Consider the following 20,349-nt stretch of genomic DNA (forward strand, 5'->3'; position numbering starts at 1 on the left):
CCTTCACCCCCGCCATCGAGACCCTGCGCGGACTGCTGCTCGGCAGCGAGATCGGCCACAACGGGTGGCTCGCCGTCGCCTGGTGCCTGGGCCTCGCGGCGCTCGGCTACCGCTGGTCGACCTCGACGTTCAACCGCGACCCGAAGTAGCCGCCATGGCGGCACCCACCACCACCCGCCACTCGCCCCGCCCCGGGGCGGCGTACCCCGACACCCCGTCGGCCTGCGCCGCCCCGTCCGCGTTCCCGGCCGGACGGAGCGGGCAGCCACCGCCCCGCACGACGAATGCCGGCCTTCGAGACGAGTCCCGAAGGCCGGCATCGGAAGCCTGGGCCCCGGAGGCCGCACGCCGCGCACGGTGTCCGCCGCAGCGTGCGGGTCCGTCAGAGCAGGCCGAGGGCCGGCATCAGGTAGTAGAAGGCGAAGACGGCAGAGACCGCGTACATCGCGACCGGGACCTCGCGGCCACGCCCTGCGGCTAGGCGCAGGATGCAGAAGGTGATGAAGCCGAAGCCGATGCCGTTGGTGATGGAGTAGGTGAACGGCATCATCACGATGGTCAGGAACGCCGGGATCGCGATGGTGTAGTCGGCCCAGTCGATGTCCTTGATCGAGTTGGCCAGGATCAGGAAGCCGACGGCGACCAGGGCGGGGGTGGCGGCCTGGGCGGGAACCATGGTGGCGAGCGGGGTGAGGAACAGGGCCACCACGAAGAGGCCGCCCGTGACGATCGAGGCGAAGCCGGTGCGGGCGCCCTCGCCGACGCCTGCGGTCGACTCGACGAAGCAGGTGTTGGCCGAGGAGGAGGTCGCGCCGCCCGCGGCGGTGGCGATGCCGTCGATCATCAGGACCTTGTTGATGCCCGGCAGGTCGCCCTTCTCGTCCAGCAGGTGGGCCTCGTCGGCGACGCCGAGGATGGTGCCCATCGCGTCGAAGAAGCAGGACATCAGCACGGTGAAGACGAAGAGGACGCCGGTGAGGACGCCGACCTTCTCGAAGCCGCCGAAGAGGCTGACCTCGCCGACCAGGCCGAAGTCGGGGGCGGCGACCGGGTTGCCGGGCCAGGCCGGGACGGTCAGGCCCCAGTTGAGGGCCGGGATGTCGGCGATCTTGTCGATGACGACCGCGAGGCCGGTCATGACCGCGATCGAGACCAGGATCGCGCCGGGGACCTTGCGGACGATCAGCACCAGGGTGAGCAGCAGACCGAGCACGAAGATCAGGACGGGCCAGCCGAGCAGGTGGCCGCCGGTGCCGAGCTGGAGCGGGACGGTGGTGTGGGCGGCGTCCGGGATGCGGCTGACGAAGCCGGAGTCGACCAGGCCGACGAGGCTGATGAAGAGGCCGATGCCGATCGCGATGGCCTTGCGGAGGCCTAGCGGGACGGCGTTCATCACGCGCTCGCGCAGGCCGGTGGCGACCAGCAGCATGATCGCGAAGCCGGCCAGCACCACCATGCCCATCGCGTCGGGCCAGGTCATCTTGGGTGCGAGCTGGAGGGCGACGATGGTGTTGACGCCGAGGCCGGCGGCGAGGCCGATCGGGACGTTGCCGATGACGCCCATCAGCAGCGTGGTGAGGCCCGCGGTGAGCGCGGTGGCGGTGACCAGCTGGGCGCTGTCCAGGTGGGCGCCGTTCATGTCCGTGGCGCTGGCCAGGATGATCGGGTTGAGCACCAGGATGTACGCCATGGTGAAGAAGGTGGCGATGCCACCGCGGATCTCGCGCGGCAGGGTGGAGCCGCGCTCGCTGATCCGGAAGTAACGGTCCATCGCGCCGGACGGGGGCTTCGGCGCGTCGGAGGTGGGCTCGGGCGACTCGGCGGTCGGCTGGGCCACGGGCATGCTGCATCCTCTGGTGGGGGCTGAGGAGAGGGGGACCCACCCGGAGCGACGGTGGCCGGGCGGCCCGGTGGGACGGGCACGAAGCAAGGTGTTCTGAGCATGCCGCGGCCGACCGGGGACACAAGTATGAGTTCCCTGTTCGCTCCTACGCCATCTTCGCGCGTAGAACGAAGGGGTTTCCGGAAAGAAAGAGACAGCTGCGGCACGGAATCGGACAAGCGCCCGCCGCACCGTACCCTAGAGCCCATGCCGAAGACGCCGTTGCACCCCTCGCCCCCGTCGCTGGAGGCCAACGACGTCGCCATCGTCGGCGGCGGCACGGTGGTGTGGTTCGTCGCCTTCCTGGTACTGCTGCCCTTCTGGGGCACCCTCTCCGACCACGGCCACGGCAACTGGCCCTGGATCTGCCTGGCCGGCAGCGGCCTCGGCCTGATCGGCCTCTGGTACTGCCGCGCCCGCCGGGACGCCATCGCCCGCAGCCGGGCCGCCGAGGCCCGGGCGCAGGCCCCGAACGGGAACGGCGCGGACCCGGCCACCCGGTCGGACTGAATAGTCCTTTAGTAGCACGCATCGGACATAAGGCACCCGTAGAGTCGGTGCCATGACGCAGCCTGCCCAGCCTGCCGAGGACCGGCCCACCGAGGAGAAGCCCGAAGGCGCGCACCCGCTCGGGCTGCTGCCCGGCCGGCGCGGCGGCCTGACCGCCGACGAGGTGGCCGAGCGGGTCGCCCGCGGCGAGGTCAACGACGTCCCGGTCCGCTCCAGCCGCTCGGCCAAGGAGATCGTCCGGGCCAACGTCTTCACCCGGTTCAACGCGATCATCGGCGTGATGTTCGGGATCATCCTGATCGTCGGCCCCCTCCAGGACGGCCTCTTCGGCCTGGTCATCGTCGCCAACACGGCGATCGGCATCATCCAGGAGCTGCGCGCCAAGAAGACCCTGGACAGCCTCGCGCTGATCGGCGAGGCCAAACCCCAGGTCCGCCGGGACGGCACCGTCCAGCAGCTCGCGGTCGGCGAGATCGTGCTGGACGACACCGTGCTGCTCGGCATCGGCGACAAGGTGATCGTCGACGGCGAGGTCACCGAGGCGGACGGCCTGGAGATCGACGAGTCCCTGCTCACCGGCGAACCGGACCCGGTCCTCAAGCAGCCCGGCGACCAGGTGATGTCCGGCAGCTTCGTGGTGGCCGGTGCCGGCGCGTTCACCGCCACCAAGGTCGGCCGCGAGGCGTACGCCGCACAGCTGGCCGAGGAGGCGAGCCGGTTCACCCTGGTGAAGTCGGAGCTGCGCAGTGGCATCGACAGCATCCTGCGGTTCATCACCTGGCTGCTGGTGCCCACCGCGATCGGTCTGATCATCAGCCAGCTCGCGGTGGAGGGCCGGGACTGGAAGGAAGCGGTCCGCCGGATGGTCGCCGGGATCGTGCCGATGGTGCCCGAGGGACTGGTGCTGCTGACCTCGGTGGCCTTCGCGATCGGAGTGGTCCGGCTGGGCCGCAAGCAGTGCCTGGTGCAGGAGCTGCCGGCGATCGAGGGGCTGGCCCGGGTGGACACCGTCTGCCTGGACAAGACCGGCACCCTCACCGAGGGCGGCATGGACGTCGTCGACCTGCGCCTGATCGAGACCGGTCCCGACGGGAGCGACCCGGACCGGGAAGGCCGGGGCCCGGTCGGGCGGAGCATCACGGGCACCGGGGACGGCCAGGACGGCCCCGACGCCCGGGACGGTCTGGACGACCGCGGCACCGTCAAGGAGATCGTCAAGCAGGCGCTGGGCATGATGGCCGGCGCCGACGCCCGCCCCAACCCGTCGATGCGCGCCGTGATCGACGCCTACGGCGACGGCAGCGGCGAGCGGAGCGGCGGCTGGCGGGTCATCGAGGCGATGCCCTTCTCCTCCGCCCGCAAGTGGAGCGGCGTGCAGTTGCTGGAGCCGCAGGGCGGCGAGGCCACCTGGCTGCTCGGCGCGCCGGACGTGCTGCTGCCGGCCGGCCACCCGACGCTCGCCGAGGTGGACGAGCTGGGCACCCAGGGCCTGCGGGTGCTGCTGCTCGGGCGCACGCCCACCCCGCTCGACGCCCCCGACCCGGCCGCCGGCCTCCGGCCGCTCGCCCTGGTGGTGCTCCAGCAGCGGCTGCGCGACGACGCCGCCGACACCCTGCGCTACTTCGAGAGCCAGCGCGTCCAGGCCAAGGTGATCTCGGGCGACGCCGCCGTCTCGGTCGGCGCGGTCGCCGCCCACCTCGGGCTGCCCGGCGCCGACCACCCCTTGGACGCGCGCACCCTGCCCACCGACCCGGAGGCGTTCGCCGACGCCGCCGAGCGGACCACCGTCTTCGGCCGGGTCAGCCCGCAGCAGAAGCGCGAGCTGGTCGGCGCCCTGCAGTCGCGCGGCCACACCGTGGCGATGACCGGCGACGGTGTCAACGACGTGCTGGCGCTCAAGGACGCGGACATCGGCGTGGCGATGGGCACCGGCAGCGACGCCACCAAGGCGGTCGCGCAGATCGTGCTGCTCGACGACTCGTTCGCGACCATGCCCTCGGTGGTCGCCGAGGGCCGGCGGGTGATCGGGAACATCGAACGGGTCGCCGGGCTCTTCCTGGTGAAGACGGTCTACTCGGTGCTGCTCGCCCTGCTGGTGATCTTCACCCATTCGCCGTACCCGTTCCTGCCCAGGCACTCGACCGTGCTCTCCACGCTCACCATCGGCGTGCCGGCCTTCTTCCTGGCACTGGCGCCCAACAACGAGCGGGCCCGGACCGGCTTCGTCCGGCGGGTGCTCCGGCTGGCGATCCCCGGCGGCATCATCGCCGGTACAGCCACCTTCACCGCGTACGCACTGGCCCGTGCGGACCATGCGACCGACCTCGAATCGGACACCAGCGTCGCCACCCTGACGCTCTTCCTGGTCGCCATCTGGGTGCTGGCGATCGTGGCCCGGCCGTACAACTGGTGGCGGCTGCTGCTGATCGGGACGATGGGCGGGGCGTTCGCCCTGGTCCTGACCGTGCCGTGGCTCTCCGACTTCTTCCAGCTCTCGCTGTCCGGCACCCGGGACCCGTGGATCGGCGTCGGGATCGCGCTGATCGCCGGAATTCTGCTGGAAGTGACCTGGCGCATCATGCGACGCAGGACGGATGATTGACCGCACTCAACGGATCGAGCCCGAACGGGGGGGGTTCCGCATGGCGCGCAGGGGTGGGGAGTTGGAGGCGTTCACCGCCTTCCTGGGCGGCCTGCTGGCGACCGGTCTGCTGGCCCTGGCGCTGGTGGGGGTCGGCACGCTCGCCGGTGTCGACGCCGGACCGCGGCTGGTGAAGGTGGCGACGGCCCTGCTCGGCGCGGTCTGGGTGGTCGTGACGCTGGGGATCTACCTGCGACTGATCGCGCGCGGCCGGACCCGCTCCGGCACCCGCTCCTGAAACGCCGGAACGGGTGCGGGAACAGCTGCGGGACCGGACACCGGAACGGGCCCGGGCGGCGACCCTGGCGGCGACCCGGGCGCCGGAGCAGGCCCGACCGGGCCGCCCCGCTCAGCCCTCGAAGTCCCGGGCCGCGGAGAGCTCGTAGGCCCGGTCGGGCTCGCTGAGCGCGGCCAGCACCTCGAACCGCCGGTGCCACTGGCCCACCGACCAGGCGAGCCCTGCGGCCAGCCCTTCCGGAGTGGCGGCGTGCAGCAGACCGGGCACCGGCGGGACCTCGAACTCGTCGTCCTCGTCGGCCTCTTCGGCCGACTCCGGGTCGTACGGCGCCTCGGGTGCGTCCGCCCCGGTGTCCCAGCGCCAGTCGACGGCGGCCTCGCCGCCGTCCGGGCCGACCACCAGCAGCTCCTCGTGCTCCTCGTAGGCGACCGGACAGCCGGGCAGCAACTCCCGCACCACGGCCGGCACCCGGTGCAGCGCGCCCTCGGAGAGCACCCGCCCGCCGGCCACCTCGCTGGCCAGCGAGACGTGCAGCCGCTCGGCGAGGTCGGCCGCCAGCGCCGGAGCCACCGGCAACAACGCGTGGTCGTGCAGGAGTTGAACCAGGTCGGGGGCGTCCGCGACGACCGCGTCGGCAGCGTCCACGATCACCGTCCGCGACGGGCGGCGGCCGGTGGAGCGGTCCAGCGGCGGCAACGCCCGTACCACGTCGAGCGGTTCGATCCGCTCGACCGGCACGCGGGCCAACGCACTGTGGATGCCGTGCAGTTGGCGGTGCCCGACCTCGGCCTCCGGGTCGGCGAGCCGGTCCAGCACCTCGTCCGGCCCGTGCGGCTCGGCCAGCAGCGCCGTCAGCGTCGTGCGGACGCCCAGCGCGTGCAGGAACTGTTCGTCGAGCGCGGTCCGCGCCTCGTCGTAGAGGCCGCGGAGCAGCGGGTCGGCGCCTGCCGCGCGCAGCCCGGCCGGCTCCCGGCCGTCCAGCACCGGGTGGTCACGCAGCCACCAGGCGGTGTACGGCGGCAGGTCGGCGTACGAGCCGTCGGGCAGCAGGGTGCGGACGGGGGTGACCACGGCGTCCCGGTACGGCGGCCGGGCGAGCGCGGCCAGCGCCTGCGGCCACGCGTCGTCCTCCACCAGATCGAGGTCGCGGACGGCCAGCAGCTCGGCGGCGACCGGTGGGAGGCCCGTCGGGTTGCCCGCGTCGGCGTTCAGGACCTCCAGCACGTCCTCGGCCCACTCGGCGAGGCCGTCCGGCGCCTCGTCGATCAGGCCGGTGGGGTGACCGCCGGCCGCCCGGTCGGCGGGCGCGGTCGGGTCGAGCCGCTCCAGGTCGTCCGGGTCGAGCACCACGTCCTCGGCGCGGACCAGCACGAAGTCGGCCAGCACACCGACGGCGGTGAGCACCTCGGGGCCCCAGCGCTCCAGCAGGTCGTCGTCCACCCAGCCGGCGTCGTCCTCCCGGGCCAGGGCGGCGAACGGGCTGTCCGGGAGCACGAGTTCGCCCGCACGGGCCGGCTCGCCCTCGTCGTCGAGCAGCGCGAGGCGGCCCAGCCAGGGGTGCTCGCCCACGGCCGGGGCGGCCGCCTTGACCAGGGCCAGGACGGCATCGGCGAGGTCCGCGGCGGCGTCCGGGTCGTCCTCGGCCACCTCGTAGGAACGCGCGACGGCCGCCCGCACCTCGGGGGTGTCCAGGACCCCGGCCGGGGTGGCGGCGCCGGCCCCGAGCTTGGCCAGCAGCGGGTGCGCGGCCTCGGAGTGGGCGAGCCGGAGGTCGAGCACGGCCAGCGCGCCGGCCAGCGACTCGGGGTAGCCGGGGAACGCCGCCCAGTCGGCGTCGTCGGAGGGCAGCAGGACGCGGCGCGGACCGGTGACGGTCCGTCCGTCGGCGAGCGGGACGGGCAGCGCGCCGAGCGCCTCCGGGTCGGCCCCGCCGAGCGCCGCGTAGAGGTTCCGCCACCAGGCCGGCTCGCGGTCCAGGCCACCGAGCTGGTCGACCACCTCGGCGAGCGGCACCCGGCGCACGTTCAGCACCCGCAGTTCGGTCCGGCGCTCCAGGCCGGCCGGCAGCAGGCCGGGGAAGATCGGCGCCAGCGCCTCGACCACCGAGCCGTCCGCGCCTTCCAGCAGCGTCGCGTCGCGGGGGCGCAGCGCGGGCGTCCCCTGCGCGACCGGCGCCGGGTGGGGCAGGAACGGCGTGCCGGGCAGCCGGGAGAGGATCGCGGCGCGCAGCGCGTTGTCCAGCGCTCCCTGGCCGAGCGGCCCGGGGACGAGCCCGAGCGAGCCGAGGTCGCCGCCCCGGGAGCGCAGCAGGTCGGCGTAGCAGTCGGCGGCGCGCTCGGTGAGGAAGTCGGCGAGCGGGCCCGGGGCGACGTGCCGGCGGGTGGAGTCCAGCGGGTAGGAGGCGATCAGCAGCGCGGGCAGGCCGAGCGGCTCGTCGCTGGGCGTGGGCGCGTGCAGCACCGGGTCGACCCCGGGCGCCTGCGGGGTGCCCTCGGGGTCGACCGGAACGGCCCAGGTCACCGTCCAGTACGGGCGGGAGCGCTCCTCGGTGGGACGGTCGGCGAGCAGGGCCGCGTCCAGGGAGCCGGAGGCGCCGGCGGTCTGCCAGACGGTCCGTCGCAGCCTGCCGCCCGCGTCGTCGGTGACGGTCACCTCGGTGACGCCGTCCGGACGCGGCTCGGCGGCGCTGCGGGTGAGGACGCGGGTGCTGTCCGGGGTCTCCACGACGATCTCGGAGAGGCCCGCGAGGGTCAGCAGCAGGGCGTCGTCGACGGCGGCCAGCAGACGACGGGTGAGGTCCTCGGCGGCCGCGTCGCGCAGCGGCAGGACGACCACCGTGTCGTAGCCGTCGGGCGCCGGGCCCTCGGCCGCGAACGGCAGCCGCAGCAAAGGCACATGACCGTCCCTCCGGCGCAGCTCCTCGGTGAGTGCGGGCTGGGCCTCGGCCAGCGAGCGGGCCTCGCCGAGCGACCAGCGCACGCCGCCGGCCGCGCCGAGCACGGCGGGTTCGTCGGTGACGGCGAGGACGGCGGCGAAGCCGACGCCGAACCGGCCGACGGTGGGCCGGCCCCCGGCCTCGGAGTCGCGCTTGGAGGAGGCACGCAGGGTGGAGAGCGACTCGACGGCGGCGGCGTCCAGCGGCGCGCCGGTGTTGGCGGCGGCCAGCACGCCGTCCGCCAGGGTGAGCCTCAGCCGGCCGGGGGCGCCGCCCGCGCGGGCCGCGGCGTCGGCGGCGTTCTGCGCCAACTCGACCACCAGCCGGTCGCGGTAGCCGCCGAGCGCGAGCTCCTCCTCGGCGTTGGCGTCCTCCCGGAACCGGGCCGGGGAGGCGGCCCAGGCGTCCAGCACACGGCGGCGCAGACCGGCGCTGCCGAAGTGGTCCGCGAGGTGCTCGTCCATTCCGCTGCCGATGATCCGAGGTTCCACTGGACCTGCCGCCTTCCGCCGCCCTGTACTTCGTACGGGGCATTGTCCCCCGCCCGGGGACCCCCGGCCGACCGGGGTGGGTGCGCACCGGTGCCGTGGCGCGGTCCGGGCCGATCAGGAGGGGTGCGACGGCGTCCGGCGGTGCGGGGCGGTCCGGCGCCGGGAGCGTGTCCGCCGGCACGGAGGCGTCCGGACGGGCCCGTACGACGGCGTCCGGCCCCGCCCGGGTGGGCGGGGCCGGACGCGGAAAGCCGTCGGGCTCAGGAGTGGCCGAGCTCCTCGGCCGGGGCGTCGGGCTCCACGGAGCCGGAGGTGCGGTCGGGGTGCAACTGCATCGGCTCGACGACCAGCTCGTCCAGGATCAGCTCGGACGGCGCCGGCGGGGCCGGGATGACCGCCGCCTCGGAGTGGCCGCCGCAGCCGTACGCGAAGGAGACGATCTGGCCGTCGGCCGGACCGAACTCGTTGCCGCAGGCGCCGAACGCCTGGCCGAGCGTGCCACCGATCGGGATCAGGAAGCCGCAGCTGACGCAGGAGGCCGGGGCCGACTGCGCCATCGGGGTCTGCGAGCCGTGCGCCTTCTCCCAGCGGTCGGCCGCCAGGTGCAGGCCGAGCCGGGAGAGCACCCGGCTGCGGCCCAGGCCGAGCTCGTCGGCGACGGCGCCGATCTGGGCGCGGGCCGGGGCGGGCTCGACGTGCGGGTCGCTGACCACCACGTCCTCCTGGGCGACCTGGGCCACCACGGAGTTCGGCGCGGGCTCGTCCTCGCCGGTCCAGCCCGGTTCGAGGCGCAGGTCGTCGGCGTCGGTGGGGAGCAGGTCGCCGGGTCCCATGTCACCCGGACGCAGCCGCTCGCTCCACGGCACCCACTGCGGGGCGAGGATCGCGTCGGAGCCGGGCAGCAGCACGACCTCGTCCAGCGTCACGTTCTTGGCCCGCGGGGCGCGCGCCACGGTGACCGCCCAGTGCCAGCCGCGGTAGGCCGCGTCGAGGCACTCGAAGGTGTGGGTGACGACACGGTCGGCCTCCGCCTGGACGCCGAGGTGCGCTCCCACGGTTTCCGTGCCGACCGCCTCTTCCGCAGCCTGGCGGGCGAGTTCGACGGCCTCGGCACAGAGCCGATCAGGGGTACGGCTTCGCATCGCAGCACTCACGGCGTCGATTCTCTCCCAGTTCTTCTGTCACCCACGGCGTGTTGCCTGTCCGTCGCGGCTCGGTGTCCCTCGTCCATTCTGCGCGACCGCGGCCCGCCTCGGATACCGGCCGCGCCGCTCGCCGGGTCCGACGGGCGCCGGCCGATCGCTCGGGCGGACCCTGGGCAGGCTACCCGTCGGTCGGCCACCCGGCACAGTCCGGGGCCGTCCCTGTGCCGGGACGGCGGTGCGCGAAAGCGCCGGAGAGCGGTACCCGCCGTGCTCACGGACCGTGCCCGGCCGCGCCGCGCGGAGCGGAATCTCGCGTTGCCTTCCCGATTCTGGGGCAGGATGGCCTTGTGGCGGACGAAAAACCGTCGCAGCACGTACTGCGCCCCTCGCAGGCCGGCAGCCCCGACGAGGCGAACGCCGTGCCGCGACAGCAACCCCCGGTCCACGGTGCGGGCGAACCGCAACCGGTGGACTCCTCCACGACGCCCGCTCCCGCGTCCGGCCCCGTCGCCTCGCCCGCCGACTCACACCCCGACCCGCATCCCGACGCCGCCGACGCACCCGGGGACCTCACGGACACCGGGACGTCCGGGGCGGCCGTGGATCTCCGGAAGGCCGCCGGCACCCCCGAGGTCGAACAGCAGACCGGACAGCAGACCGGACAGACCGGACCGGGAGAGGAACCGGAGGAGGAGGACGGGGAGCGGCGCCGCAACTTCCTGGTCCGCACCGCCTCCGCCGCCGGCTCCCGCACCGGCAAGATGGTGCACGGCACCGGCCGCCGGATCCGTCGGGCCACCTCCGCCGAGGGCGCCGGCGAGTCGGGCCTGGCCAAACTGATCGAGCTGCACGCGCTGAACTCCTTCGGCGACATGCTGATCACCGTCGCGCTGGCCTCCACCATCTTCTTCTCCGTCCCGACCGGCGAGGCCCGCGGCCGGGTGGGGCTCTACCTGCTGATCACGATGGCCCCGTTCGCCCTGCTCGCCCCGGTGATCGGCCCGCTGCTGGACCGTCTGCCGCACGGCCGACGGGCCGCCATGGCGATGTCGATGCTGGCCCGGGCGGTGCTCGCCTGGACGATGGCCGGCGTGGTGACCGGCGGCGGACTGGCGCTCTACCCGGAGGCCCTGGGCGTGCTGGTCGCGTCCAAGGCGTACGGCGTGGTGCGCAGCGTGGTGGTGCCCCGGCTGCTGCCGAGCCGGCTGTCGCTGGTGAAGGCGAACTCCCGGGTCACCCTGGCCGGGCTGCTGGCCACCATGGTGGCTGCGGGGGTGGGCGGTCTGCTGCACCTGATCGGGCCGGGCTGGCCCCTGCGCGGGGCGTTCCTGGTGTTCGTGGCGGGCACCCTGATGGCCTTCCACCTGCCGCACAAGGTGGACTCGGCCAAGGGCGAGCAGCGGGCCGTCCTGCACGCCGAGGAGCACGGGCCGGGGCACCACGGCGTGCTGCACGGCAAGGCGGACGAGCCGGCGCCCGCCGACCAGCGGCCCAAGGCGTCGCTGCGCACCGTCGGACCGTCGGTGATCCTGGCGCTGCGCGCGATGTCGGCGCTGCGCTGGCTGGTGGGCTTCCTGGTGATGTTCCTGGCGTTCCTGCTCCGCGAGGAGCCGATCGGCAGTCTCCAGCCGACCCTGGCGCTCGGGATCGTGGCGCTGGCCGCCGGAACGGGCAACGCGCTGGGTTCGGTGCTCGGCGCCATGCTGCGCACCCGCGGCCCGGAGGTGACGGTCACCGCGATGCTGCTGCTGGCCGGCTGCGCCACGGCCGCGGCCGCGCTCTGGTACGGCGCGGTGACGGTGGTGCTGGTCGCCGGGGCCTCCGGGGTGGCGGCGTCGCTGGGCAAGCTGTCGCTGGACGCCCTGATCCAGCGGGACGTCCCCGAGTCGGTGCGGACCTCCGCCTTCGCCCGGTCGGAGACGCTGCTGCAGATGTCCTGGGTGGTCGGCGGCGCGGTCGGCATCCTGCTGCCGCTGAACGGGGCGCTGGGGCTCTCGGTGGCGGCGGCCGTGGTCGGCGCGGTGCTGCTCTGGACGGTCCGCTCGCTCTTCCGGGTGGGGTTGCGACACCGCTCGACCGCGCCCCGGGTGGCGTGAGGCGCCCCGGCGCGCCCCGGGGTGACGCGGCACGCGCGGGCCCCTCGGGTGCCGCGGGCGCCCCGCACCGGCCGAGGCACAACACGCGGTTGCCGACCCCCGCGTAGCGTGATCGGGAAAGCCCGGTAGCCTCTGACGCATGAGCCTCAGCACCCGTGTCATCGCCGCCCTCGGCGCCGTCGTCGTGATCGGCGCCGGCACGGTCGGCGGGTCCATCGCGTTCGCGTCCGGCCAGCACGAGATCAGCGACCACCGCGTGACCCTGACGGTCGGCAACTCCTCGTTCGCGGCGGACCCGTTCTGCTTCAACGACGGCAGCCCGCTGACCGACCTGCAGCAGGAGGAGTGCCAGGACAAGGCCGCCAAGGCCCTGGAGAGCGGCACGCTTCCCAAGTCGGACGTGGTCGTCAGCGACCGGATCGGCGTCGGTGTGAGCCCGGAGGTGGCCGACCGCGGCTGGTGGGCCAACACCAACGGCGGCCAGCAGGGCTCCGGCGGCCGGTTCATCCTGGCCTCGGCGGCCAAGGACACCACCTACTCGGGCTCGGTCCCCGCCAGCAAGGCGCTCAACGCCTCGGGCAAGACCCTGATCACCGTGGTGGAGACCGACCCGGACCAGCCCGAATCGATCTACGGCGTCTGGTACTTCCAGCTGAACACCCAGGACAGCTGACGGCCGTCCGGTGACGGCACGACTTCCCGACGAGCAGTCGGGCCCCGCGCGGGCCCGGCTGCTCGTCGTCGTCGCGGTGGCCCCCGAAGCCGAGGCCGTGCTGCGCGGTCTGACCGCGGCCGGCGCCTGCGCGTCCCCCTCCGCTCCCGCGACGGCTCAGGCGGCCACTCACGCGACCGCTCACGCATCCGCGGGTCCGGCGGCTCCCGCAGCCCCCGACGTGCGGTGGCCCGGCGGCGCACCAGACCGGGTCGAGCACCCGTCGGGCGTGACGGTCGACGTGCTGGCCGGCGGGGTCGGCCCCGCCGCCGCCGCAGCGGCCGCGGCCACCGCCCTCACCGCCGCCCGTTACGACCTGGTGGTCTCCGCCGGGATCGCCGGCGGCTTCGCCCCGCAGGCGCCGGTCGGCGCGACCGTGATCGCCGAGCACATCGTCGCCGCCGACCTGGGCGCGGAGACCCCCGAGGGCTTCGCCGACGTCACCGAGCTGGGCTTCGGAACCGTCCGGCACACCCCCGCCCCGGCCGCCGTGGCCCTCGCGGCCGAGGCGCTGGCCGCCGTCGCCGGCACCGTCCTCACCGGCCCCGTCCTCACCGGCACCGTGCTGACCGTCTCCACGGTGACCGGCAGCGCCGGGCGGGCCGCCGAGCTGGCCGCCCGCCACCCGCGGGTGGCGGCCGAGGCGATGGAGGGGTTCGGGGTCGCCGAGGCGGCGGCCCGGCACGGGGTGCCGGTGTTCGAGCTGCGCACCGTCTCCAACCCCGTGGGCCCCCGCGACCGGGCGGCCTGGCGGATCGGCGACGCGCTGGCCGCGCTGGAGCGCGCCTTCGCCGCGCTCCCCTACCCCGAACTGCTGACATCCTGCCGGAACGCGTCGAAGGAGGCCGGCCGTGGCTGAACGGCTGAGCATCGCCTACTCGCCCTGCCCCAACGACACCTTCGTCTTCCACGCCTGGGCGCACGGACGCGTCCCGGGCGCGGACGTCCCCGAGGTCACCTTCGCGGACATCGACGTCACCAACGGCCTGGCCGAACGCGGCGAACTGGACGTCCTCAAGGTCAGCTACGCGGCGCTGCCCTGGGTGCTGGACGAGTACACGCTGCTGCCCTGCGGCGGCGCGCTCGGGCGCGGCTGCGGCCCGCTGGTGCTGACCCGCCCGGACAGCGGCGACGACCTGAGCGGGAAGACGGTCGCGGTGCCCTCCGAGCGGTCCACCGCCTACCTGCTGTTCCGGCTCTGGGCCGCCACGGCGGTGCCGGGCGGCCTGGGCGAGGTCGTCGTCCTGCCGTTCCACGAGATCATGCCCGCCGTCCGGGACGGCCGGGTGGACGCCGGACTGGTCATCCACGAGGCCCGGTTCACGTACCGGGACTACGGCCTGCACTGCCTCGCCGACATGGGCGAGGTCTGGGAGCGGGAGACCGGCCTGCCGATCCCGCTCGGCGCGATCATCGCCAGGCGTTCACTGGGCGCCGAGCGGCTGCGGGCGCTCACCGAGGCGATCCGTACCTCCGTCCGGCAGGCCTGGGACGACCCGGCCGCCAGCCGGGAGTACGTGCTGGCGCACGCCCAGGAGATGGACCCGGCCGTCGCCGACCAGCACATCGCGCTGTACGTGAACGAGTTCACCGCGGAGCTGGGCGAGGAGGGTCACGCCGCCGTGCGCGCGCTGCTCACCCGGGCCGCAGCCGAAGGGCTGGTGCCCCCGCTCGGCCCGGGTGCGCTGGACTTCTAGGGCGACGCCCGGAGCTCCCCCGACACTCCGCACGGCCGGACCCCGCACTCCCCGGGGCCCGCGTCCTCCGGGCCCCGCGTTCTCCGGGGCCCGGGACGCCCTACACGTCGAACTGTTCCGCCACCCCGCGCAGCAGCACCGCCAGCTTCTGCCCGGCCGGCTTGGCCGGGTACCGGCCGTGCTGGAGACCGGGCAGCACCGCGTCCATCATCGTGATGAGGTCCTGGACGAGCGCCGCCATGTCGTCGGGGCTCTTCCGCTGGGCGGCGGCCACCGACGGCAGCGCCTCCAGCAGCTGGACCTGCATCGCCTGGTCGCCGCGGTGACCGGCGACCACGCCGAACTCGACCCGCTGGCCCGGCTTCAGCGACGTGATACCGGCGGGCAGCGCCTTGGTGTGGACGAAGACGTCGCCGCCGTCGTCTCGCGACAGGAAGCCGAAGCCCTTCGTCTCGTTGAACCACTTGACCTGGCCGGTGGGCATCTCGAACAGTCCTCGATATGGGTGTGAGGGATCCTCGGCCCTGGCCGGGGATCACGGGGTGGTGGGTGGGCGGACCGACCTTGGGGGGACGCGCCGACGAGGCGCGTACGGTCAGCACGCTGTAGAGAGCAGACTAACGGTCCGTCACTGTCTCATCCGCGTTCCGCGAAAGATCCGTACGGAGCTCCGGCGACCGCGGGCGACCGGGTACCGGCATGGCCGGGGCGCGGCTCGGCGCTTTCCACAGGCTCACACCCCCGGTCCAAGAGAGCGGGGCGCACGGGTGCGCCCCTCGGCACAGCCTGCATACCCCCGCCCAACAGGGATCAAAACTCCCAGCGCCCGGAAAACTGCGCAACGTGACGGGACCGCCGGTCCGCGGAACGACCCCGCAGGCCGGGGCCGGGGCGACGACCTGCGGGCCTCTGCGAGACTGGGGCGACAGCCGACCCCGCAGAGGAGCAAGCCCAGTGAGCAGCCAGAGCGCCGACCGCGGCGATGCCTACGTCAAGGCCGGAGCGATCGTCTTCGGGCTCGGGGCGCTCGCCACCCTGGTGACCTTCGTCCCGCTCTTCCTCGATCTGACGCCGCTGCCGTCGGCCGCGTACTGGCTGAGCATGCTGATGCCGCTGGGTTTCCTGCTCGCCCTGAGCGGGCTGCTGCTCTCCGCGCGGGACCAGCGCCGGCGGGCGCGCGCCGGGGCCTGACGACCCCGGGCGGGCGCGCCCCGGCGGTGGTCCGCCGTCAGCGCCCCGCGAGGTGCCCGGCCAGCCACGCCGGGAACTCGGTGAGGTCGGCCAGCACCACGTCCGCGCCCGCCGCCAGCAGCTCCGCCGCGCTGTACGGACCGGTGGCCACGCCGACCGCGACCGCGTCCGCGTGCCGGGCGCCCCGGATGTCGCCGAGGTGGTCGCCGACGTAGACGCCGGCGCCGTGCTCGCGCAGCGCGTCGCCCTTGGTCTCCGCCCAGAGGTCCCCGACCAGCGCGTCCGCGTGCAGACCGGCGTGGTCGAGGTGGAGCCGGGCGTTCGGCTCGTACTTGCCGGTGATCACGGCGACCCGGCCGCCGTACGAGCGGACCGCGTCGACGGCGGCGTGTGCGCCGGGCAGCGCGACGGTCGGGGCGAAGGCGTGGTCCCGGTAGAGCGTGCGGTACCGGTCCGCGACCGCGTCCAGGCCCTCCTCCGGGAACCAGTTGCGGAGCTCGTCCAGGAGCGGCGGCCCGAGCCGGGTGACCACCAGGTCGGCATCGATGTAGGTGTCGGTCTCGGCGGAGAGCGCCAGGTAGGTGGCCCGGATGCCGGGCCGGGTGTCCAGCAGCGTCATATCGAGGTCGAAACCGACGGTGAGCGGGGCGTCCGGGGTCGCAGGCATGCCGCCAGGCTATCCAACCCTCCGGAGCGGGCCCCGAGAGCCGTCGGACCGGACGATTTGCCCCGGCTTCTCCGTGGAACTTAGGTTTGCCTGAGCTATCGGCGAGAGAGAGCCATGACCGACACCACCGCGCCCGGCAAGCAGCGACTGCTGCGCCGCCGAATACTCTGGCTCGCCGCCGCACTGACCGTGCTGGTCGCCGCGGCACTGCTGAGCCTCGCGGTCGGCAGCCGCACCATCCCCTTCGGCGAGACCGTCGACGCCCTGCTGCACGGCGGGGACACCACCAACGCCGTCGTCGTCCGCGAGCTGCGGGTGCCGCGGACGGTGGTCGGCCTCGCGGTCGGCGCGGCGCTCGGTCTGGCCGGCGCCGTCATGCAGGGCATCACCCGCAACCCCATCGCCGACCCGGGCATCCTCGGCGTCAGCCAGGGCGCGGCGGCCGGTGTCGTGGTGGCGATCTCGGCGTTCGGGATCTCCACGCTCACCGGGTACGTCTGGTTCGGCTTCGCCGGCGCGGTGGTCGCCACCGTCCTCGTGTACGGGCTGGCGGGCCGCGGCCGGGGCGGGGCGACCCCGATCAAGCTGGCGCTGGCCGGCTCCGCGATGTCCGCGTTCATCGCCTCGCTCAACACGCTCGTCCTCACCACCGACGCGGCCGCGATGGACCAGTTCCGGTTCTGGCACGTCGGCTCGCTGTCCGGCCGCACCTCCGACGTGGCCTGGCAGCTGCTGCCGTTCCTGCTGGTCGGCACGGTGCTGGTGTTCTCGGTGGCGCGCGGGCTGGACGCGCTGGCGCTCGGCGACGACACCGCCAAGGGGCTCGGCGCCAGGACCGGGACGGTCCGGGCCGTCGGCGCGCTCGGCGCGACCGTGCTGACCGGTTCGGCGGTCGCCGCGGCCGGCCCGATCGCCTTCGTCGGCCTGGCCGTGCCGCACGCCGCCCGGGCGGTCGCCGGCGCCGACCACCGCTGGGTGCTCACCTTCTCCGCCGTGCTCGGCCCGGCGCTGCTGCTGCTCGCCGACGCGTTCGGCCGGGTCCTCTTCCCGCCGTCCGAGGTGCCGGCCGGGGTGATGACCGCGCTGGTCGGGGTGCCGGTGCTGGTCGTACTGGTCCGGCGGCGGAAGGTGGTCGCGGCATGAGCGCCGTCTCCCTGCCCGGCTACACCGTGCTGCGCGCCGGGCGGGCCTCGTTCCTCCTGCACCGGCGCTCGGCCACCGCCGTCCTGGGCCTGCTGCTGGTGCTGGCCGCCACCGTCGTCGCCTCGCTCTGCCTGGGCGAGTCCACCGTCGCGCCGGGCGAGGTGGTGAAGGTGGTGCTGGGGCGGCCCAGCCCGCACGAGCTGGTGGTCGGCGAGTTCCGGCTGCCCCGGGTGGTGGTGGGCCTGCTGGTCGGCACCGCGCTCGGCCTGGCCGGCGCGCTCGTCCAGACCGTCGCCCGCAACCCGCTGGCCAGCCCCGACGTGGTCGGCGTCTCCTGGGGCGCGACGGCGACGGTGGTCGGCCTGATGGCGTACGGCGTGGTCGGCTCCGCCGGTGAGGTGCCGTACGCGGCGGTGGGCGGCGGACTGGCCGCCGGCCTGCTGGTGTACCTGCTGGCCTGGCGGCGGGGGCTGCACGCGCAGCGTTTCGTCCTGATCGGCATCGGCATCTCGGTCGCGCTCTCCTCCCTCACCTCCGTCTTCCTCACCAAGGGCGACGGCTTCCAGGCGCAGGCCGCCAAGGTGTGGATGACCGGCAGCCTCAACGGCTCCGGCTACGACCAGGCGGGCCCGCTCGGCTGGGTGCTGCTCGCCGCCCTGCCGGCGGCGCTCTGGGCGGCGCGGGCGCAGCGGTCGATCTCCTTCGACGACGCCACCGCCGTCGGGCTGGGCCTGCGGCTGGACCGGATCCGGCTCGGCATGGCGCTGCTCGGCATCGTGCTCGCCTCCTGCGCGGCGGGAGCGGCCGGCCCGGTGGACTTCGTCGCGCTGATGGCCCCGCAGATCGCGCTGCGGCTGGCCCGCTCGGCGCAGATCCCGCTGTTCTGCTCGGCGCTGACCGGTGCGCTGGTCGTCGTGCTGGCCGACCTGGTGGCGCGGCGGTTGCTGGCGCCCACCGAACTGCCGGTCGGCGTGGTGACCGGGCTGGTCGGCGCGCCGTACCTGATGTGGTTGCTGATCCGTTCCCGTCGTGGAGGTTCCTGATGTCCGCTGACGCGGTGTCCGCCGAGCCCGGCTCCGGTCCGTCCGGCTCCTGCCCGTCCGGCTCGGACCGGCCGGAGCCCTTCCACCGGCTCGAAGCGCGGGGCCTGACCCTCGCCTACGAGACCCGCACCGTCGCCGAGGGGCTCGACCTGCGGATCCCGGACGGGAGGGTCACGGTGATCGTCGGACCGAACGCCTGCGGCAAGTCCACCCTGCTGCGCGCGCTCGGCCGGCTGCTGAAGCCGACCCGCGGCGCGGTGCTGCTGGACGGCGAGGAGCTGGCGCGCGTCCCCACCAAGAGGATCGCCCGGCGGATCGGGCTGCTCCCGCAGTCGCCGACCGCACCCGAGGGCATCGCCGTGGCCGACCTGGTCTCACGCGGTCGCCAGCCGCACCAGAGCTGGTGGCAGCAGTGGTCGGCGGAGGACGAGACCGCCGTCACCGAGGCGCTGGAGCGGACCTCCACCGCCGACCTGTCCGAGCGCGGCGTGGACGAGCTGTCGGGCGGGCAGCGCCAGCGGGTCTGGATCGCGATGGCCCTCGCCCAGGGCACCGACATCCTGCTGCTGGACGAGCCGACCACCTTCCTGGACATCGCGCACCAGGTGGAGGTGCTGGACCTGGTCCGCCGGCTGAACGTGGAGCGCGGGCGGACGGTCGTCGCCGTACTGCACGACCTCAACCAGGCCGCCCGGTACGCGGACCACCTGGTCGCCATGCGGGACGGGCGGATCGTCGCCCAGGGACCGCCGGCGAAGGTGGTGACGGCGGAGCTGGTGCGCGAGGTGTTCGGGCTGGACTCCGTCGTCGTGCCGGACCCCGTGACGGGGACCCCGCTGGTGGTGCCGGGCGCGCCGTGGACGGCCACGAAGGACGCATAGCGCCGGTTTACCATCCAATTCGGACATAATCGACGGGTTGCCGCCCCGTCCCGATCCGTCCGAGGACCGCCGATGCCTCCGATCACCCGCCGCGCCCTGCTCACCGCACTCGGCGGGCTCGGTGGCGCCGCCCTCTGCGGCTGCACCACGCGGCACCCCTCGCCGCCACCCGTCGACGGCACCGCCATCGCCGAGTCGGCCACTCCCGCGCCGGTGCCGGACGTCGTCGTGACCACCGCCACGGGGCCGGTGACCGTGCCGGGCGCACCGCTGCGGGTCGTCACCCTGGACACCGCCGAGCTGGACTCCGCGCTCACCCTCGGCATCACCCCGGTCGGCTCGGCCCGGCCCGCGGCGGACCCGTCCTTCCCCGACTACTGGCCCGCGTCCCGGCTCGCCCCGATCGCCACCGTCGGTGCCACCGGCGACCCGGACCTCGCCGCGATCCGAGCGCTGCGGCCGGACCTCATCCTCTCCAACCAGAGCCGGGACGGCGGCCGGTACGAAGCACTGCGGGCGATCGCCCCGACCGTCCTCACCCAGACCACCGGCGCGCCCTGGAAGGCCAACGTCCAGACCCACGCCCAGGCGCTGAGCCGGCAGGACGCGGCCGCGGCGTTCGCGGCCTCCTACCAGCGGCACGTCAACCAGGTGGTGACGGCACTGGGGAACGCCAGGACGGGCGGCCGGAAGGTCAGCCTGGTCCGCTTCGTCGAGGGCGGGGGCATCCGGCTGTACGGGAAGCAGAGCTTCCCCGGGTCGGTCCTGACCGACGCCCAGGTGGGGCGGCCGGACGCGCAGAACGTCGACCAGGGCGACATCGAGATCCCGGCGGACCAGCTCGCCAAGGCCGACGGCGACCTGCTGCTGTACGCGACCTACGGCGACCCGGACCGGGCCGGGACGACGGCCGCGCTGGCGAGCCCGGCCTGGCAGGCGCTCGGCGCGGTCCGGGCCCACCGCGCGTTCCCGGTCGACGACCAGCTCTGGTTCCAGGGCATCGGCTACACCGGCGCCAACTACGTCCTGACCGAGCTGCAGCACTTCCTGGGCGCCTGAGGCCGGGGGTCCGAGGCC

General features: G+C 74.5%; 17 protein-coding genes and 1 pseudogene. 13 read left to right on the forward strand and 5 right to left on the reverse strand.

Going from position 1 to position 20,349, the window contains the following annotated elements:
* A pseudogene (locus ABZY91_RS27235) lies at nt 1–149 on the forward strand (ABC transporter permease); the annotation flags it as partial.
* Nucleotides 150–382: 233 nt separating this feature from the next.
* On the opposite strand, the gene ABZY91_RS27240 reads toward ABZY91_RS27235, so the two are convergent.
* On the reverse strand, nt 383–1,843 hold the full coding sequence (locus ABZY91_RS27240) for an NCS2 family permease (RefSeq protein ID WP_329877071.1): 1,461 nt from the start codon (nt 1,841–1,843) through the stop codon (nt 383–385).
* 246 nt (nt 1,844–2,089) lie between these two features.
* Between ABZY91_RS27240 and ABZY91_RS27245 the strand changes: the two genes are divergently transcribed.
* From ABZY91_RS27245 to ABZY91_RS27255, 3 genes are read left to right on the forward strand one after another with little or no spacing between them, the layout of a single operon-like run.
* The gene (locus ABZY91_RS27245) at nt 2,090–2,392 is read left to right on the forward strand and encodes a DUF2530 domain-containing protein (protein WP_355405633.1); all 303 of its coding nucleotides are present in this window, start codon (nt 2,090–2,092) and stop codon (nt 2,390–2,392) included.
* 52 nt (nt 2,393–2,444) lie between these two features.
* Nucleotides 2,445–4,994: an HAD-IC family P-type ATPase gene (locus ABZY91_RS27250; RefSeq protein WP_355405634.1), complete on the forward strand. Its 2,550-nt coding sequence runs from the start codon at nt 2,445–2,447 to the stop codon at nt 4,992–4,994.
* Between the two features lie 40 nt (nt 4,995–5,034).
* Nucleotides 5,035–5,271, forward strand: coding sequence for a hypothetical protein (locus ABZY91_RS27255; protein ID WP_329948955.1), 237 nt, complete (start codon nt 5,035–5,037; stop codon nt 5,269–5,271).
* 111 nt (nt 5,272–5,382) lie between these two features.
* Here ABZY91_RS27255 and ABZY91_RS27260 read toward each other — a convergent pair whose 3' ends face one another.
* On the reverse strand, nt 5,383–8,670 hold the full coding sequence (locus tag ABZY91_RS27260; protein ID WP_329877079.1) for a molecular chaperone Hsp90: 3,288 nt from the start codon (nt 8,668–8,670) through the stop codon (nt 5,383–5,385).
* A 287-nt stretch (nt 8,671–8,957) separates the two neighbouring features.
* Nucleotides 8,958–9,839 carry a DUF3027 domain-containing protein gene (locus ABZY91_RS27265; protein ID WP_329877171.1) on the reverse strand — a complete coding sequence of 294 codons (882 nt, stop codon included), beginning with the start codon at nt 9,837–9,839 and terminating at the stop codon, nt 8,958–8,960.
* A gap of 722 nt (nt 9,840–10,561) precedes the next feature.
* Here ABZY91_RS27265 and ABZY91_RS27270 point away from each other — a divergent pair.
* The 4 genes from ABZY91_RS27270 to ABZY91_RS27285 all read left to right on the forward strand — a co-directional run bounded on the left by ABZY91_RS27270 (nt 10,562) and on the right by ABZY91_RS27285 (nt 14,347).
* Nucleotides 10,562–11,938 carry an MFS transporter gene (locus tag ABZY91_RS27270; protein WP_329948976.1) on the forward strand — a complete coding sequence of 459 codons (1,377 nt, stop codon included), beginning with the start codon at nt 10,562–10,564 and terminating at the stop codon, nt 11,936–11,938.
* Nucleotides 11,939–12,077: 139 nt separating this feature from the next.
* Nucleotides 12,078–12,611, forward strand: coding sequence for a hypothetical protein (locus tag ABZY91_RS27275; RefSeq protein WP_329877081.1), 534 nt, complete (start codon nt 12,078–12,080; stop codon nt 12,609–12,611).
* A gap of 10 nt (nt 12,612–12,621) precedes the next feature.
* Nucleotides 12,622–13,509 (forward strand): futalosine hydrolase, encoded by an 888-nt coding sequence (locus ABZY91_RS27280; RefSeq protein ID WP_355405635.1) that lies wholly within the window; start codon nt 12,622–12,624, stop codon nt 13,507–13,509.
* Complete coding sequence (locus ABZY91_RS27285) at nt 13,502–14,347, forward strand: 1,4-dihydroxy-6-naphthoate synthase (RefSeq protein WP_355405636.1); 846 nt, start codon at nt 13,502–13,504, stop codon at nt 14,345–14,347. The genes ABZY91_RS27280 and ABZY91_RS27285 overlap by 8 nt, the downstream gene beginning before the upstream one ends.
* Nucleotides 14,348–14,447: 100 nt before the next feature.
* Here the strand turns inward: ABZY91_RS27285 and ABZY91_RS27290 are convergent, their stop codons facing one another.
* Nucleotides 14,448–14,831 (reverse strand): cold-shock protein, encoded by a 384-nt coding sequence (locus tag ABZY91_RS27290; protein ID WP_329948958.1) that lies wholly within the window; start codon nt 14,829–14,831, stop codon nt 14,448–14,450.
* A 470-nt stretch (nt 14,832–15,301) separates the two neighbouring features.
* On the opposite strand from ABZY91_RS27290, the gene ABZY91_RS27295 reads away from it, so the two are divergent.
* The gene (locus ABZY91_RS27295) at nt 15,302–15,538 is read left to right on the forward strand and encodes a hypothetical protein (RefSeq protein ID WP_329877088.1); all 237 of its coding nucleotides are present in this window, start codon (nt 15,302–15,304) and stop codon (nt 15,536–15,538) included.
* 37 nt (nt 15,539–15,575) lie between these two features.
* Here ABZY91_RS27295 and ABZY91_RS27300 read toward each other — a convergent pair whose 3' ends face one another.
* Nucleotides 15,576–16,205: an HAD family hydrolase gene (locus tag ABZY91_RS27300; protein WP_329877090.1), complete on the reverse strand. Its 630-nt coding sequence runs from the start codon at nt 16,203–16,205 to the stop codon at nt 15,576–15,578.
* 114 nt (nt 16,206–16,319) lie between these two features.
* On the opposite strand from ABZY91_RS27300, the gene ABZY91_RS27305 reads away from it, so the two are divergent.
* From ABZY91_RS27305 to ABZY91_RS27320, 4 genes are all read left to right on the forward strand, one after another.
* Nucleotides 16,320–17,348 carry an iron ABC transporter permease gene (locus ABZY91_RS27305; RefSeq protein WP_329877092.1) on the forward strand — a complete coding sequence of 343 codons (1,029 nt, stop codon included), beginning with the start codon at nt 16,320–16,322 and terminating at the stop codon, nt 17,346–17,348.
* The gene (locus tag ABZY91_RS27310; RefSeq protein WP_355405637.1) at nt 17,345–18,391 is read left to right on the forward strand and encodes an iron chelate uptake ABC transporter family permease subunit; all 1,047 of its coding nucleotides are present in this window, start codon (nt 17,345–17,347) and stop codon (nt 18,389–18,391) included. Before ABZY91_RS27305 ends, ABZY91_RS27310 begins: the two co-directional genes overlap by 4 nt.
* Complete coding sequence (locus ABZY91_RS27315; RefSeq protein WP_355405638.1) at nt 18,391–19,272, forward strand: ABC transporter ATP-binding protein; 882 nt, start codon at nt 18,391–18,393, stop codon at nt 19,270–19,272. Before ABZY91_RS27310 ends, ABZY91_RS27315 begins: the two co-directional genes overlap by 1 nt.
* A 72-nt stretch (nt 19,273–19,344) precedes the next feature.
* Nucleotides 19,345–20,331, forward strand: coding sequence for an iron-siderophore ABC transporter substrate-binding protein (locus ABZY91_RS27320; RefSeq protein ID WP_355405639.1), 987 nt, complete (start codon nt 19,345–19,347; stop codon nt 20,329–20,331).
* Nucleotides 20,332–20,349: the final 18 nt, after the last annotated feature.

Source organism: Kitasatospora sp. NPDC002965 (assembly GCF_040611255.1).
In the GTDB taxonomy this organism is placed as follows: domain Bacteria; phylum Actinomycetota; class Actinomycetes; order Streptomycetales; family Streptomycetaceae; genus Kitasatospora.